Here is a 16,998-nt window from a genome sequence, read left to right as displayed (position 1 = left end):
TTGCTTATGAACGGAGGGACCCTTGCCGGGCAACAGTTGGATAATCAGCACTTAATAGGCTGCAAATAGATCAGAGCAGGGGAAATGCATGAAATTAAATGACGTTTCTCCAACTAATACCTCAGACTCCATCAAAACATCCGAATTAAGATACGTTTTTCCAATTAAAAATGATGGGAGGATGCTCCCTGTGACCACTATTTTATAAAATTTCTAATTTTAATGTAAAAGTGATAGGGAACGGTGTTAGCCCCCGGAGAAGGCCTATCGCCGTTCCCTGTACATTCGCAGCTTACTGTTTGTTTTTCAGAAACTCGGTCCACTGGGCAGTGATCTCAGCCTCTACCTTCTCGATGCCTGAGGCTTTGAGCTTGGCGATATAGTCAGGAAGCACTTTGTCCGGATCAACCGCTCCGGTCTCCAGGGCAGCTTCAAACTCATTTTTGACGGCGTTGATGTTGGCGGCTTCGGCCTTGATCTTATCCTCGCTGTACTGGAAGCCGTTGCTGGCAGGCACGATTGCATTATTGTTCAGCTCGATGGTCTTCTCCCAGGTGTCTGCGGCCTGGCCCGGCTTCAGATAAGCATTGAACTGGTTACCGAACACCCAGTCTCCGTTAGGCGCATAACCGGAATTCTCAATCGGAGCGATGTTCTGCTCGTCGACCTTGGTGTAGTGTGTGCCTTCGATACCGTTACAGATCAGGTTATAGAGATATTGGTCGGTGTTGAGCAGATTAATGAGCATGAGTGCACGTTCAGGATTCTTGGAGTTCTTGTTGATGACCTGAATGGCGCTGGCAATCCCGGTGAAATAGCTGTCAGAGATCGGAGCGTATACGACATCATTGCCGCCGTTAATCGCTTTCTCACCAATCTCTCCGCCCGGCTTCGAGGTGAATTCAATGGCTACAGCCACATTGCCTTTGCTCTTGAGATCATTGATATTCTGCAGCACAGGCGCATCCTGGTTGATGTACCCTGCCTTGTACCAGGCGTTCATCGTCTGGAAATATTCTTTCTTGTTCTCCAGCTGTGTAATCTTGGAGATGAACTTCATCTCCGGGTCGTCTTTTTTATAAAATACGGAAGAGCCGTCGGCGCCGACTTCAGTGCGGTCAATGTAGATGCCGTTGGAATTCTGGGCGAGACCGAGCGGTATGATTCCTTTTTCGTTGTCCTTCAGTGTCTTGAGGAACGGCTCGATGTCTTTATAAGATTGAATGGACGCGATATCCAGATTGTATTTGTCGGCAAAACGCTTCTGGATCACCAGACTCTTCTGCTTGGCTGCGATCTGATAGATCGGGAAGCCGTAGACTTTGCCGTCGGCAGCTTTCATGTCCGGCCAGAATTTGTCGGGAATATTGGCACGGGCTTCGGGTGCATAGCTGCTGATCATCTCATCTGTAATTTCCAGATAAGCGCCCCGGTCAATATAAGGCTGATAATTGCCGAGCCAGCCCTTGGAGCTGAAGGCAATGTCGAAGTCTTCCTGGGCGGCGAGCATGGCATTCAGCTTCGGCTCATATTCGTCAAAGGTCAGCGGTTTGAGCTCGACGGTGGCGTTGATTTTGTCCTTGATGTATTTATTAATCTCATCGTTCACCAATTGCTGGTCTTTGCCAGGGTCAGCGGCTACCGGATAAATGAAGGTCAGCTTAACCTCAGGCAGCTCAGTGGCGGCAGGTGTGGCGGCGGGATCGGTGCCGTTTGTGGCGGCCGGTTCGGTTGTGGCATTGCCTGCGGCTGCTGCGCCGTTGTTTCCATTATTATTGCTGTTGCCGCAAGCCGCGAGAACCGACAGACAGAGCAGGAGTACACACAGCAGCACAGCGGTGGATTTCGTGTGTTTGATCATTTATGAACCCTCCATTATTTTAGAATAGAAGCTATTCTTTCAGGGAGCCTACCGTAATGCCTTTGACAAAGTACTTCTGGAAAAAAGGGAAGATCAGCAGCATCGGACCGCTGGCCACAATAGCCATCGCCATCCGTACCGACAAGGTCGGGAAGCTAGCATACTTCAGCTTATCCGAGACCTCCGCCATCGGCGAGTTGGCCAGGAAGTCGGCCTGGGACAGGATGCGCACGAGCAATAGCTGCAATGGGATGAACTTATCATTATCGATGAAGAGCAGCGCATTGAACCATTCATTCCAGTAGCCGAAGGAAATCAGCAGTCCCAGCGTAGCCAGGGCGGGCGTGGACAGCGGCAGGATAATCTGGAAGAAAATCCGGAACTCCCGGGCGCCGTCAACCTTCGCCGACTCGATGATTTCCTTGGAGATTTTGTCCAGAAAGCCTTTCATAATCATAATGTTGAAGGGACTCAGCAGACCGGGAATGATCAGCGCAGCCAGTGTGTTCTTCAGATGCAGATACTGGGTCATCAGGATGTAGAACGGAATCAGTCCGCCGTTGAACAGCATGGTGAAGAAGACGAAGAAGGTCAGCTGGCGGTTGTAGCGGAAATCTCTGCGGCTGAGCGGATAAGCCATCATGGCCGTCAGCAGAAGCGAGAGCACGGTGCCGATTACAGTAATCAGTATCGTTACCCCGTAACCGCGCAGCAGGGTAGTGGGCTTCTCAAACACAATCCGGTAAGCCTCGAAGCTCCACGCCTTGGGCAGAAGGTTATATCCGAACTGGCTAAGCGCATCCTCCGATGTCAGCGAGATGGAGATGACGAGCAGGAACGGAAGAGCGATCATCAGGCAGACTATGATGAAAAATACATTGATGCCGAAGTTAGACGGTGCGGATTTGGCTGTGTTCATGTTCATGTGTGTGCTCCTCCTGTTCAGAAAAGTGCGCTGTCATCGTCGATTTTGCGGACGACATAGTTGGCAGTGACGACTGTGATCAGTCCGACTACCGATTGCAGGAAGCCGACAGCTGCCGCAGAGTTGATATCCCCCAGCTTGGTCAGTGCCCGGTAGACGTACGTATCAATAATGTCAGTGGTCGGGAAGTTCGGCCCTACGTTGTTCGGCAGGAAATAGTGCAGACCGAAATCGCCGCGGATAATATTACCGAGCCCCAGGATGAACAGAATAATGATCAGCGGCCTGATCAGGGGCAGCGTAATTCTGCGCATCATCTGTACACGGGTCGCCCCGTCTAGGGTGGCAGCTTCATAGTAGTCCGGGTTAATGCCGGTCATGCCTGCATAATAGATCAGGGTAGAGAAGCCGATGCCTTTCCAGAGTGAGACCAGCGGGAGAATGAAGATCCAGGGCGTCGTCTCCAGATACCAGTTATGCGGGTCGATGCCCACATAGCCGAGCAGCGTATTGAGATATCCGTTCTGGAAGTCGAAGAAAGCGTTACCAATATAACCGACGATAACCATAGAGATGAAAAAAGGCAGGAACATCGTCGTCTGGTAGACCTTGACCAGTCGGCCTGACAGCTCATTCAGCAGCAGTGCGAGCAGCAGTGCGGAGAGTGTCCCCAGGATAATATAAGAAAAATTGTACAGCAGCGTATTGCGGATAATGCGGAAGGCGTCCTGCGCCTTGAAGAGGAATTCGAAATTCTGCAATCCTACCCATTTGCTTCCGAAGATCCCCTCGTCATATCTGAAGAACTTGAATGCCAGAATCAGACCCACCATTGGAAAGTAAGCGATCACCAGCTTGAATAGTATTCCGGGCAAGGCGAGCAGCAGCAGTTCGCGGTTCTTGCGCAGATGCCTGAATTCGCTTATCACCCATCGTAGAACAGCGGGCTGCCTGCGGCCTGTGTTCCCCGGAAGTGTGCTTAGTTCGGCCGGCTCAGGCTTTCCCATCTTCATCTCCTCCTCCGTTCTGTTATGAATCCATCATGCCATGGAGCGGAGGAGGGAGGATACAATGTCATGTTCGAAAAGCTGTGCAGGGGGAGTATACAATATGAGAATTCCTGTGTATTCTTGGAATCGGCACGTTCAGGACAGTGATTTCTTAAGCCGGTAATCCTTCGGAGTGGTGCCGAACCGGGTCTTGAACAGCCGGAAAAAGTAACTCTGATTGGCATAGCCGCATTTATCCATAATCTCTGAAATCGTATAATCGCTCTGCAGCAGCAGCTCCTGCGCATGCCGCAGCCGGATATCGTTGATATATTCGGTAATGGATACGCCGCAGCTATCCTTGAAGAGCTTGCCGAGATAGGCGGAGGTCAGCTTGACGTTCGCTGCAATGGACTGCTGGCTCAGATTAAGGTCGTTGAACTTCTGTTCAATGACCTCTTTGACGGTGCCGATAATCAGCTCATTGCGTTCAGGGCTGGCCGGCCGCTGGCCTTCGCAGATCGTGGCACACAGCGACAGAAGGGCTACATAAATCTCCTCCAGCGTCTCATGCGCCTGGGGAATCCGGTGAATCTGCTCGATGTCGAGGGGCAGGGAGCCTACCCGGTTGCCGGCAATTTCCGCCGCTGTATTCTGCACCACCCAAGCCAGGTCGGCAACGACACGCCGCATCTCTTCATACTGGAATGTGGCGAGGAGCGAGAAGGCTTTCTCCAGTTCGCTGCCTGCGGCCGTGAGCTGGCCCTTCTTCAGCGCCTCCGACAGCTTGCGTTCAATATCCGGCGGCAGGGTCTTACGTTTATTTCCGAGATTCTCCCGGACATCCTCCGGCATGATGATCGATTTGTACCCCGAAGCGAAGGTATACAGAGATAATTGATAGGCCTGGTAGTAAGCGGCGGAGAGCTGCGGAAGCTGGGAGATTGCGCTGCTGATTCCCCCGGACAACGACAGGCCGTAATACTGGCCGATCGTATCCTGAATCTCCCGGATGAGCGGCTTCGTGCCGGCAAAATCAGATGTGCTGCCGGTAGCTGATACAATCAGCACGATATGGTCGCCCTGAAGATCTACAGCTTCGCAGGGGTAAGCACGGGACATAATCTCCTGGGCGATATTGACCAGGGCGAAGCTGTGCAGCTTCTTGGAAGAGGGCGGCGTCGCCAGGTCATAAGCGGCATAACGTTCGATGCGCAGCACACATACTAGCAGGGATTCCCGGGCGGAGATCTGCAGCCCGTGCTTCTCAATCAGCAGCTGCATGTCATTATGGGAGAAGATCCGGCTGTCCGTCAGGAACTTGCGGATGTAATATTTGTTCACGATCTGCTCGGAGCTGATCTCCTGCAGCTTCTCCTGCATGCGCTGATAATGCCCGCTCATGAGATCCAGCTCGTTACCGTATGGTTCATCCGCCTGCTTCGGATCTGCGGACAGCGGGCGCATCCGCCGCAGCATATTCTCAATCGGGTCATAGAGCTTGTAGGAGAGCCAGACGGATACGGCAATCGACAGCAGCAGGAAGCCGCCGGTAATCAGCAGCGATTTCGTGCGGGCATCGGTCACATCCTTCATGACGGAGGCATACGGCTGGACATACAGGATCGTCCATTCGCCGATGCCTTCCATATAGGTGATAATGCTTTTGCTGTTGCCGGTATTGCCGGTGACTGAACCGGAGCCTGCGCCGGTCATGGCCTTATCCTGCCGGATCAGTTCGGTAATACCGTCCAGGTCCGGTTGATTACTCTGCGCGAGGTTCTCGCCGGACAGCAGCTGTCCGCCGGAAGTCTGGATATAGATTTGGCCTTGGGCTCTTGTGCCCGCATCATTCAATTTGGCGAGGCTGTCGAAGACCCAGCCGGATTTAATATAGAGGATAAGTGCAGACCGGTCGCCGGTAAAGGGGATGTAGGCATCGGTTACGATGAAGGCGAAGGCATCGATTCCGCCGTCCGTCCGCTCCAGGCTCACCGGGATCAGCCGTGAGGTCGGATGCGGCTGTGCCGGATGCAGCAGCCACTCTGTCATCCGTTCTTTGGTGACACCGCCATCGACCAGGAAGTTGCTGGTCGAGCCGTACAGCTCGTTGCTTGAAGCGTTGTAGACGGCAATGGAGTGCAGGAACGATGAGCTTTTCATCAGATTGGCCATTTCACGGTAGCCGCGGATATAATCCATTTGTGGCAGGGGTTTCGAGAACAGCAGCGGGATCAGCAGATTATCGTTATAAGCGAAGGTGGAGAGGTGGGTAATAATTTCATTCATGGAGGAGAGATTATATTGGGTCTGCGTCAGCACCTTAAGGTTGGAATTCTCCTGCACATTCTTGATCGAACGTTCCAGCACGTAGGTATTTACAACGGCTAAGCCGGTCAGAATCAGGGCCATGGCAAGCATGATGGAGAACATGACGGATTGGAAGTATTTTTTCGATTTATAAAATGAGAACGGTTTCACGAATCCAGCCCCTTCGGCGCAGACATAGTTGTGAGAGTAGGTATGATATAGTTTTAAACAAATTTGCCTAGAGGTGCAAGGCTTTTGTCAGACGCCTGGATGATATTCTGTAAAAAGAAAGCTTTTGGCGTTTTATACATTGTGTAAAACATGCTTTTTGATAAAATGAACAGTTTCTCCCTCTGTAGAAGATATGGCAAGATAAGGAGGAGATGTCCCGGCTCACGTTCAGTCTGCCCTGCCGGAAGCATCGGATCATGCGGGAAGCCGGAAGCCAGTCTTGCAGCCGATTCAGAATTGAAGGGGAGGGATTTATGAAGATGACAAGCAAGCCGAAACACGCCTCAAAACTGAAAGTGCGGATATTCTGTATTCTTGGTGCTGTATCGCTTCTCCTGCCAGCCGTGCCGGCAACTCCGGCGTTTGCCGCAACATTAAATGTAACCGCTTACGGTGCGAACGGCGGGGATACCGCAGACGACAAGGCGGCGTTCCAAAGTGCTGTAGATGCAGCGGTCAGCGGAGATACTGTGCTCATTCCGGCGGGAACCTACTATCTGTCAGGAACCGTCAACAGCAAATCCGGCGTCAAAATTGCCGGGGCCAGCCGGGATTCGGTAATTATCAAGTTCACTCCCGGCGCCACGGCCGCAACCTTCTTCTACCTGCATAATGCGCTGAATGCTGAAGTATCGGACATGACCCTCGACGGAGGCAACAACACCGCAGCCCAGTCTGCCGTTACTTCCGAAGACAGCGACGGCAACAAGATGCGTAATTTGCGGGTCAAGGATTTCGTCGCATCGAGCGGCTTCGGCCCTTTTGCGCTATATGCTGTAAGATCGACCCATATTGAGATTTCGGGCAATACAATCACCAACACCGGTGTGAATTCCGACTGGGGAGGCGGAGTGCGGGCCGGCTGGGGCTCCAGCTATGCGCTGATTGAGAATAATACGATTGCGGATACGGGCCGGGGTGGGATTTTTGTGAATGATGACAGTCCTTACGCTATCGTCCGCGGCAACACCATCACCGGCACCGGTAAAAAAATGGAGGGCCTCGGCATCGAGCTGCACACCAACGTCGACTATTCGCTGATTGAGAACAACAACGTCGATCACTGGATCAGCGCCGTCCGCTCGAAGTATATTGCGGTGCGCAACAATGTAGTCAAGGCAACGGACGGCTCTGTCGGCCACATGGGACTGGAGGTTATGGTTGACCATGGTGTCACCTCGGGCAATCTCGTAGACGGGGGACAGCAGGTGGGCATGCAGCAGTCGCCGGGTACGGGCTATCAGCTGTGGAACTACAACACGGTGCAGAACATCGTGATGTGGGGTATGCAGCTTCAGGGTGCCGGTACCGGACAAACCGAGCAGTACCAGTACTTCTACAAGAATATCTGGAAAAATGGACCGGCCGGCAACCCTGCCGCCGCTTATCCGGGGTATGACGGCAATGCCGTGCGGATTCACGGGGATACGCGGAATATTACTTTTGACAGCAACCAGATTCTGAATAACGGCCGGAAAGCTATTGAGATTACGACAGCTTCCGGGGTGGACCGGATCAGCTTCGTTAATAACACCATTACTGGAAACAGTGGACCATCCATTGACCAGTATCCGTCAGCGGCTGCTGATCTGGAGTGGAGCGGCAATACCGTCAGCGGCAACGGTACGAATACGCAGCTTACCAGCCGGGGCTTCAGTGATCCGAAGCCGGTGGCCAATTTCACCGCACCGCTGACCGTTCAGCTAGGCCAGCCCATCACCTTCACCAATACGTCCACAGACAACGGCAGTATTGTGGAGAATCTGTGGGATCTGGGTGAAGGCATTCCGGTTACCACGGTGAGTCCAACCTATACGTACCAGAAGGCAGGCACCTATAAGGTCATACTTGGTGTCTGGGATAATGGCGGCCGGGCCAGTGTGAAGGAGCAGACGGTGACCGTATACGCTGGTCCGCCGGATACTACAGCGCCTACCGCACCCGGCAGCTTAAGCTCGCCTTCCAAAACAGATACCACAGTCAATCTGACCTGGTCGGCATCCACCGACAATGTGGGGGTATACGGCTATACGATCTATAAAAATGGTGTAAGCACTGGAACTACAGTAGGTGGAGGTGCAACCTCTTATACTGTAACCGGGCTTACAGCGAATACAGCCTACAGCTTCACGGTGAAGGCCAGTGATGCGGCGGGCAATCTGTCGGCGGCAAGCAATGCGCTGAGTGTAACGACGAATGGTCCGGATACGGTGGCGCCGAGTGCTCCGGCGAATCTCGCTTCACCGGCCAAGACGGACATCAGTGTCAGTCTTACCTGGAGCGGCTCCACCGACAATATCGGAGTCACGGGCTACAATGTCTATAAGGGGGGCGTACTGACCGGGTCGACCACGGGAGCACTCAGCTTTGAGGTGACGGGTCTTGCGGCAAGCACCGCCTACAGCTTCACTGTCAAGGCGAAGGATGCAGCAGGCAACCTGTCGGCCGCGAGCAATACACTGAGCGTAACGACGCTGGTATCCTCGGCTAACTGGGTTCCTTGTGCCGGTGAGAACAATCCTTGTAACTTCACAGGCACCAAGCAGGTGCGCTTCGGGGCGAACAACAGCTACGCCTACGGCACCTACACCAATACGGTCATGTGCTCGACGAATGCCTTCGGCACCGATCCGGCCGTGGGTTTCTACAAGACCTGTGATGTGAACCAGGGTGGAGGCAGCAACCCGACACCAACTCCGACACCAACACCAACACCAACACCAACACCAACACCAACACCAACACCAACGCCGACACCGACGGCAACGCCAACGCCGACAGCGACGTCAACGCCAACGGTAGCACCGACACCAACGGCGACGGTAGCACCGACACCAACACCAACGGCGACGCCAACAGTAACACCAACACCGACGCCTGGTGGTTTGACTCAGGTCGGGACGATTACCCGTGAATACTGGACCAATGTTACGGGAGGCTCAGTTTCAGCCATCCCGGTAGGGACGACACCAACCGGGGTTACGGCCTTGACGAGTTTTACAAGTCCGTCGAACTGGGCCAACAGCTACGGGGAACGCGTAAGAGGATATATTGTGCCGACGGTTACAGGTGTTTATCAGTTTGCCATTGCCGGAGATAATGACTGTGAGCTCTGGCTCAGCACGACTAACAGTACGGCCAATAAGGTCCTGATCGCCAACGTAGCCGGCTGGACGCCAGCGGGAAATTGGACCTACCAGCCTTCGCAGAAGTCCGGCCAGATTACATTGACCGCAGGACAGCGCTATTACGTAGAGGCGCTGCACAAGGAAGATCAGGGCGATGACTCCCTGTCTGTAGCCTGGACCGTTCCGGGTGGCGGTACGACATTCACGGTCATTGACGGGGCGCATCTGGCACCAATTCAGTAAGGTAAGCAGGATACAGTTATGAGTTACGGAGGCTTTCGCAGGGCTAAAGGCGGCCCCGCGAAAGCCTCTTTGCTGCGGAAATGAACAGTAAATCTCATAAAGTACAGTATGAATGCGGGCAATTGCAATATTGAACAGTAGCGCTGGAGGTGGATTAGATTGCATGCTGGAGACAGGAGCTGAGGCGGTATATCAGGCTTTCGGAGAAGCAATATATCCGTGTGAATATGGGTGAAGAAGGGAAGATGAGCGATGAAGGAAATGATCTCAGCAGAACAGCAGACAGACAGTGAATTGCAGCTATATGTAGACCCGCACAGCGGGAATGATTCCGGCAGCGGAAGCCGGAAAGAACCGTACCGCACAATTCCTGCCGCGCAGAGTGCGGTGCGCGATGCCCTAGCCGGAGGGCACACGGGGCAGATAACAGTCTTCCTCGGGGGCGGTATCTACGAGCTCGGCGAGCCGCTGCGCTTCGGGTGCGGGGATGCAGCGGGTACCCGCTGCCGTGTACTCTACCGTAATGCTGAAGGAGAGAAGCCGGTCCTCGCGGGAGGCGCCGTGCTCTCCGGCTGGGAACTGTGGCAAGACGGCATCTGGCGTACAACGCTGCCGCAGGGAACCCGGTTCCAGACGCTATATGCAGGCGGGGAACGGGTAGTGAAAGCCCGTCTCCCGGCGGCGGGGTATTACGAATCCGCCGCCTCGGTTGAGGGAAGAGAGCATGACGGGATCATTGCCCGGAAAGGGGATGTGCCGAAGCAGCTGGATACGGCGGGACTGCAGATGTTTGTGTGGCCGGGGGAAGGGGAGTGGAACTGGGCCTCGGAGACGATTCCGGTGCGGCGGATCGATCACTCTTCCGGCTGGATTGAGCTTGCGCGGCCCACCATCTGGGGAATAGGTGCAGGCTCACGCTTTTTCCTGCAGGGCTCGCTGTCGTTCCTGCGTGAACCCGGCCAATTTCATCTGGATGAGGCAGAGGCTATGCTGTATTACCGGCCCAAGCGCGGCACTCCGCTGGAGGAGCAGGTTATCGCCCCTTCTGTCCTGCGCCTGCTTGAAATTCAAGGGGAAGATGATTCCCGGCGGGTATCCGGTCTGGCCTTCCAGGGTCTGACCCTGGCCTGCACTGATTTCTATAAAGACTATAAGATGATGCGCAGTGAGCCGGGCATGGATAATGTTGAACCGGATGAACAACGTAACGGAGTGGTCTATATCCGCAATGCGGAGGAGATTGAAATCTCGGATTGCCATATCCGTGAATCCGGCTCCTGCGGCATCTTCCTAGACCGCAGCGCCGAGCGGATTGTGCTGGACGGAAACATTATACAGACCGTTGGACACACGGCCATTTACGCCTCAGGTTATGCCCCGGGGGAAGGCAGCTTCCGTGAAGTGGAGGATGCCAATCAGAATAAAGGACACCGGATCACGAACAACCGGATTAGTCATGGCGGAGAGCTTGTCGGCCATGGAAGCGGAGTTGTCCTGTATCAGTGCGGGGACTGCGAGGTCGCGCATAACCGCATCTCACATATGCCCCGCTACGGGATATCCCTCAAAGGACAACGTCATCAGCAGTTGCCGGAATCTCTATGGGGTGTAGCCGTGACGCGGGAGAACCATTGGGATTTCCTCTTTACCCGGGCCAACCGGATCAGCTATAACGATATCTCGGAGGTGATGACCGGCAGCCAGGACGGGGGGCTGATCGAATCCTGGGGAATCGGCCGCCGGAACGTCATCCATGGAAACCGGCTGCATCACAGCGGTATCCATTTCTCCTTCGGCTTCGGCATTTATCTGGATGATGCCTCCGATGATGTGACTGTGTCGCATAATGTGCTTGATCATCTCTACAGCACCGGGGAGGGGAAGCTGTGGATGACGATTTTCTCTAAAGGGGTCGGGAATGTCATCCGCAACAATCTGATGGCGGATAATCCCCAGGCGGTCAACGCTATAGGCTCGCAGGAGATGGTAGGGGAAGCAAACCGGGATATTACGGTCGGAGGAAATATCATCTCTAATTCAGGTCATCTGTACTGCTTCGTCAACTGGAGTCCGGAGCGGTTCCGGGCTGCTGACCGCAACCTGTTCTGGCGCGGTGGAGCCGTCCCCCGGATCACCGGCGAGCTTCCGGCGGAGTCTGTAGGCCCCAATAGTGTATGGGGCGAAGAATACACATGGGAAGCCTGGCGCGCTGTACTGGACGGTAAATATGATGCCGCTACTGTCTTGGCCGATCCCGCTTTCGTTGATGGTCCGGCAGGGGACTACCGGCTGCAGCCTTCTTCACCGGCGTATGCCTTAGGCTGGGAGGATATCGATTTCTCGCAGTTTGGCCCGCGTGACAGAGCTTCAGAAGCAGGGTTGGCGGAGAGAGAAGAGAGGGGGGCGGCAGATGCAGAAGAAGCTTGAGCTGCTGCTTGAAGAAGCCGGAGCGAAGCTGGCTTTCGCTTCGCACACCTTCGAGGAGGCCGAGCCGCTTATGGAATATCACACTGGCTGGGCGGCAGACGCAGGAGATGCAGGAGAAGCTGGGCAGACCCTTCTGCCTGCCGGAGAAGCAGCGGCTTGGGAGATTATGCTAACCTGCGCCGGGATAGGCGGCAGCAGTGATGGAGCCAGGCTCGAAGTGAACTGGCTCCACCGGGGACAGTCGCTGCAAACCGCAGCGGAGGTCCGCTTTGAATTTGCTGCCTGGGACCGCTCCAATTATGTGCTTGTTCCCGGCGCTGTATATAACGGCAACCGCTTCGATGTGCGCAGCTTCAGCTATCCTCCCTGCTGGAGCAAGCTGCCGGAGCGCGGCCCGGATACTCCGGCGCTGATTACAGACGTGCCGCGGCTGTCCGTAGGGCCCGGCCCTTCGGCCTTCCACCTGCTGGCCGGGGACGCGGCTACACCGGCGGTGGGAGTATATGATCCGGTCCGCAGACAGGGAATCCTGATTCTAACCTGCCAACAGACCGGCTGCGGGGAGACCTCGATTCATGTGCAGGAAGCGGAGGACAGAGGCTCTGCTGTTATATCCTTCCGTGCTCCGGGCGTACGGCCGCGGATCAAATACGACATGTGTACCACCGGAGCCCCTTCCCCTGATAGAGGGGCGGACTTCGGGGAAGGCGATAAGCTCAGCCTGAGCTTTGAGGTATACAGCTTCCCTTGCGGCAGTGTAGACGGATTGTTCGCCAGATTCGCCGGGGTGCGCAAGTCGCTGGCGGGAACTCCGGAGCTGTCCTCCAGCCTGCCGTTCTCGGCGGCATGGGCCATTCAGGAGCAGAAATATAACGAACTGAATTGGAAGGAGCCGTACGGCTATTATGCCGTAGGCACCGTGGATATGAAGCATCAGGACTGGCAGCTGGGCTGGGTCGGCGGCGGGATGTCCAGCTATGCGCTGCTGCTTGCGGGCGGAGAGGCATCGGTTCACAGAGCCCGCCGGACCCTTGATTTCATCTTCAGCGGACAGACGGAGGCGGGATTCTTCCCTGGCGTATTCTATAACGGCCGCTACTACGGCGATGAGTTCAATGAAGATCCGCAGCGCGATCATCCGGAGCAATGGCATATTGTGCGCAAGAGCGCAGATGCGCTGTACTTTCTGGTGAAGCATCTCATGGCGATGAACACGCTGCACCCGAATGAGCTTCAGCCGGAGCGCTGGCTTGAGGGCACGCGGCGGCTTGCCGATGGCTTCCTCCGCTTATGGGGCCGCTATGGCCAGTTCGGCCAATGGGTGCTGGCGGAGACCGGAGAGCTGCTGGTCGGCGGCTCTGCCGGAGGTGCGATGGCGGTTGCCGGACTGGCGCTGTTCGGCCAACACCTGAATGAAGAGGTGTATCTGGCGGCGGCGCGGGCAGCCGGGGATTATTATTACCGCCAGTATACCCGGGAGGGTGTAACCACGGGCGGGCCCGGAGAGATTCTGCAGTGTCCGGACAGCGAGTCGGCCTTCGCCCTGCTGGAAGCGTTCATCGTCCTCCACGAAACGACAGGGGAGGAGAAGTGGCTGCAGCGGGCAGAGGAAGCGGCCCGGCAGGCAATCTCGTGGTGTGTGTCGTATAATTTTGTTTTTCCGCAAGAATCGACCTTCGGGCGGCTGGGGATTGAAACGGCAGGCTCGGTCATTGCCAATGTGCAGAATAAGCACAGCGCTCCGGGCATCTGCACCCTGTCTGGCGATTCGCTGCTGAAGCTGTTCCGGGCCACCGGTAATCCACTTTATATGGAACAGCTCAGGGATACTGCCCATCAGCTTCCGCAATATCTCTCCCGCCAGGACAGACCTGTCATGGGCTGGGACGGCAAGGAGCTGCTGCCTGGTTATATGAGCGAAAGGGTGAATATGAGCGACTGGGAGGGCACGGAGCTGATCGGGGAAGTGCTGCCGCTCTCCTGCTGGTGTGAGGTCTCGAATATGCTGACCTATGCCGAGGTTCCGGGAATTTATGTACAGCCCGACACAGGGCTGCTGTGGGTATTCGATCATGTGGAATGTTCACTGGAGCAGGAGGAGGGGAGGCTGGTTCTCATTGTTGCCAACACCACTAATTATCCGGCTGAGGTGTCCATATTCGCCGAGCTGTCGACCGCAGCGGGAGTTCCGCTCGGGCAATGCGCTTCAGCCGATTGGCCGCGCATCAGCGTAGAGCCCGGCGCTGTGCGCAGGGTTCCGCTGGCTTTTCACTGAAACCAAATCGCAGTCTGAGATCGGAGAGCAATTCGCACATTGTACAGTAGATTGCCCCATCCGCTATATGTCATGCTGGTTACAGGCGGCATAATGCATCTTAGTAGAGGGGGGGACTGCCGATGTGGCAAGCTTACAGGTCCAAGAAGTACCTGCTGCGCATTATAGGCTCTGTAACACTGCTGATGGTGGCTGTTCTCGCCGGTTCTTCGCTGCTCCTGCAGTATAATGCGGAACGCAGCGCAATCCGGATGCAGCAGGAGGTCAGCCGCAAGGCTATGAAGCAGATTCAAATCAACCTGTCCTATATGTCAGGGGTAATGAATAATCTGGCTGTCTCCCTGTACATGGACCCTAATATTGTACCGCTGCTGAATTTGCGCGATCCTGATGAAATGCTGGTAATCCGTTCGATGAATTCGCTGAAGCAGGCCTACCTCTCCTCTTCGTTCCTGCATTCGATCCTTGTCTATAACGGGTATGACGACCGGACCTATACCGTAGGGGAGCTCAGTCTGAACAAACCGGATGCCCCGATGAGCGGGGAGATTTCCCTGCTGGTGAAGAATAAGCAGAAGCTTCCGCGGATGAAGCTGATTCCGATGAATTTCAGCGGTGCAGACCAGCCCGTTGATTTCTTTTCGCTGGTGATGTATCAGAATTTCACGGACACCGGCACCAGTCAGGAGAGTGCACTTGTCGTCAATATCAAGCCCGAATGGCTCTATGAGAATCTGCGCTCGTTCAATGACTTCGCTATTCCCGAGCAATCGGGTGTCTATCTGCTGGATGAGACAGGCAAGCTGCTGCTCTCAGGTAACCCTGAACTGCTGCCTAGTCAGGGGGAGCTTATCCGGGCGCTGGGCGGGCATACGCCGGGGGATGCCGAAGCATTCGGCACCTTGTCCGGCAGGTTCGGCGGCAGCACCAGACTGCTGGTCAACTATCTGAATATGCAGGGGACGAACTGGAAGGTCGTCAGTGTGCAGCCGTATGAAATTATCCTTCAGCCTATACGGGAGCTGCGCGGCACCTTTCTGTCCGTCATTATTGCCGTTCTGCTGCTGGCTGTGGTTCTGGCTACCCTTGTAGCACACAAGCTCTATAAGCCTATTGGACGTCTGATAGGCCAGCTGGGGATGCAGCCGGGAGGGAAAGCGGCGGCTGGTAAGGCCACGGGGCAGAATATGGAGAAGGGTAAGGAGAAAGATAAAGATAAGGATGAATTATCGGCCGTGGCCAGCCTCTTCAGCACGATGGCCCAGCAGCTGCGAAGCGTCTCAGACGAGCAGGGCAAACAGCGGCATATTATTACAAGCTATTACCTCCGAACCCTTCTCTCCGGTGGCAAGGCGTTGTCCGCGAAGGAATTCGAGGATAATATCAGGCAGAACGGCCTGCAAATCAGCCGCAGCGGCCCTTACCGGGTAGTCCTGATTCAGGTGGACGGATATTCCGGGTTCATCAGCAGGACCAGCCATAATGAACGCAGCCTGTATTATTTTGCTATCCGCAATATTGCAGAAGAGATCCTGCGTCCCGGACGATATCTCTGTGAGCTGGCAGATATGCGCAGCAGTCATCTGGCCCTGCTGATCAGCCGGGCGGAAGGCAGCAATAGTGAAACCGAAGATGAGGAAGCGCTGCATGAGCTGTTCCGTAACATCCAGCAGGTGGTCAGCAGCTATTACCAGCTGTCACTGACCCTGACGGCCAGTGAACCCTGCGGCAGCCATGAACAGATTCCGGACCGTTATGCGGCGGCTGTTCAATATTCGATGTATAAGCTGGTATACGGCCGGCAAAGCATCATTACGAAGGGGCGAGTGGACGGCAATCTCCGGCAGCAGGAGTATAGCTTCCCGGCAGAGCTGGAGAAGAGGCTGGGTGAGAGTATCCGCACCGGTCATCTGCCTGCCATGGAGCAGGCCATCGGGCATATGCTGGCTCCGCTGGGGCATTGCCATTATGATGCCATTGTTCACAGCCTCCTGCATATCACGGGCATTATCAAAACCTCCGTTAAGGAGATTAACCATAACCGTGTTGTTCCGCTGAATGTGGAGCTGAGCACGCTCAGCCGCCAGGTGCTGGAGCAGGAGACGCTGCAGGAGACCGCTGAATTATTCGGCAGGGTATGCCGGGATATCCATGATCAGCTGGACCGGACGGGCAGCGGCAAGAATGCGGCTCTGATGGACGCGATTAAGGAAATCATTGAGATGAATTATAAAGAGCCGAACCTCAGCCTGCAGGGAATCGCCGCTATGCTGCATATGACACCGGCCTATGTCGGCAGAATGTTCAAGCAGAGCGAAGAGGTATCGGTGAGCGAGTATCTTAACGATATCCGCCTTCAGCATGCCCAGACTTACCTGGAGACGAAGAATATCAGCATCAAGCAGATTATGGAGCTCGTCGGATACGTCAATGAGAGCACATTTTTCAAATTGTTCAAAAAAGCCTTCGGCGTTACCCCCAAGGAATACCGCCTGAAGCGGTCGCTGGAATAGGCTTCATATTTCCCTTGCGGAATCCCGGTTAGCGCTGTGCCTCCTGCAGAACGGACCGGGCTTTTTGCTGTCTGGAGAGGATATTCCGGTGCCCAT

At 55.0% G+C, this 16,998-nt stretch carries 8 protein-coding genes; 4 read left to right on the top strand and 4 right to left on the bottom strand.

The genetic code is table 11. The annotated features are described in order from the left end of the window. Nucleotides 1-292: 292 nt before the first annotated feature. The 4 genes from NSQ73_RS34860 to NSQ73_RS34845 form a co-directional block, all read right to left on the bottom strand. Nucleotides 293-1,861 carry an ABC transporter substrate-binding protein gene (locus tag NSQ73_RS34860; RefSeq protein ID WP_340990754.1) on the bottom strand — a complete coding sequence of 523 codons (1,569 nt, stop codon included), beginning with the start codon at nt 1,859-1,861 and terminating at the stop codon, nt 293-295. A gap of 31 nt (nt 1,862-1,892) precedes the next feature. Continuing rightward, on the bottom strand, nt 1,893-2,786 hold the full coding sequence (locus NSQ73_RS34855) for a carbohydrate ABC transporter permease (RefSeq protein ID WP_246354609.1): 894 nt from the start codon (nt 2,784-2,786) through the stop codon (nt 1,893-1,895). 17 nt (nt 2,787-2,803) lie between these two features. Next, a complete protein-coding gene (locus NSQ73_RS34850; protein ID WP_340990753.1) occupies nt 2,804-3,793 on the bottom strand; it encodes an ABC transporter permease subunit in 990 nt (329 codons plus the stop codon). A gap of 138 nt (nt 3,794-3,931) precedes the next feature. Next, on the bottom strand, nt 3,932-6,256 hold the full coding sequence (locus NSQ73_RS34845; RefSeq protein ID WP_340990752.1) for a helix-turn-helix domain-containing protein: 2,325 nt from the start codon (nt 6,254-6,256) through the stop codon (nt 3,932-3,934). A gap of 314 nt (nt 6,257-6,570) precedes the next feature. On the opposite strand from NSQ73_RS34845, the gene NSQ73_RS34840 reads away from it, so the two are divergent. The 4 genes from NSQ73_RS34840 (at nt 6,571) to NSQ73_RS34825 (ending at nt 16,902) form a co-directional block, all read left to right on the top strand. Further along, on the top strand, nt 6,571-9,687 hold the full coding sequence (locus NSQ73_RS34840) for a fibronectin type III domain-containing protein (RefSeq protein WP_340990751.1): 3,117 nt from the start codon (nt 6,571-6,573) through the stop codon (nt 9,685-9,687). Nucleotides 9,688-9,939: 252 nt separating this feature from the next. Beyond that, nucleotides 9,940-12,114, top strand: a complete 2,175-nt coding sequence (locus NSQ73_RS34835; protein ID WP_340990750.1) for a right-handed parallel beta-helix repeat-containing protein — start codon at nt 9,940-9,942, stop codon at nt 12,112-12,114. Then, nucleotides 12,098-14,389, top strand: coding sequence for a hypothetical protein (locus NSQ73_RS34830; RefSeq protein ID WP_340990749.1), 2,292 nt, complete (start codon nt 12,098-12,100; stop codon nt 14,387-14,389). The genes NSQ73_RS34835 and NSQ73_RS34830 overlap by 17 nt, the downstream gene beginning before the upstream one ends. Before the next feature lie 122 nt (nt 14,390-14,511). Beyond that, nucleotides 14,512-16,902, top strand: coding sequence for an AraC family transcriptional regulator (locus NSQ73_RS34825; RefSeq protein ID WP_340990748.1), 2,391 nt, complete (start codon nt 14,512-14,514; stop codon nt 16,900-16,902). The last annotated feature ends 96 nt before the right edge of the window (nt 16,903-16,998 follow it).

It is taken from the genome of Paenibacillus sp. FSL R10-2736, assembly GCF_038000245.1.
Classification (GTDB): domain Bacteria; phylum Bacillota; class Bacilli; order Paenibacillales; family Paenibacillaceae; genus Paenibacillus_AQ; species Paenibacillus_AQ phytohabitans.
Note: the sequence above shows the minus strand (reverse complement) of the source record. Positions and strands in the feature narration are given on the sequence as shown.

Bases quoted from the DNA above. Each gene is read 5' to 3' on its own strand.
- NSQ73_RS34860 (WP_340990754.1), bottom strand. From the start codon at position 1,861: ATGATCAAACACACGAAATCCACCGCTGTGCTGCTGTGTGTACTCCTG.
- NSQ73_RS34855 (WP_246354609.1), bottom strand. From the start codon at position 2,786: ATGAACATGAACACAGCCAAATCCGCACCGTCTAACTTCGGCATCAAT.
- NSQ73_RS34850 (WP_340990753.1), bottom strand. From the start codon at position 3,793: ATGGGAAAGCCTGAGCCGGCCGAACTAAGCACACTTCCGGGGAACACA.
- NSQ73_RS34840 (WP_340990751.1), top strand. From the start codon at position 6,571: ATGAAGATGACAAGCAAGCCGAAACACGCCTCAAAACTGAAAGTGCGG.
- NSQ73_RS34835 (WP_340990750.1), top strand. From the start codon at position 9,940: ATGAAGGAAATGATCTCAGCAGAACAGCAGACAGACAGTGAATTGCAG.
- NSQ73_RS34830 (WP_340990749.1), top strand. From the start codon at position 12,098: ATGCAGAAGAAGCTTGAGCTGCTGCTTGAAGAAGCCGGAGCGAAGCTG.
- NSQ73_RS34825 (WP_340990748.1), top strand. From the start codon at position 14,512: ATGTGGCAAGCTTACAGGTCCAAGAAGTACCTGCTGCGCATTATAGGC.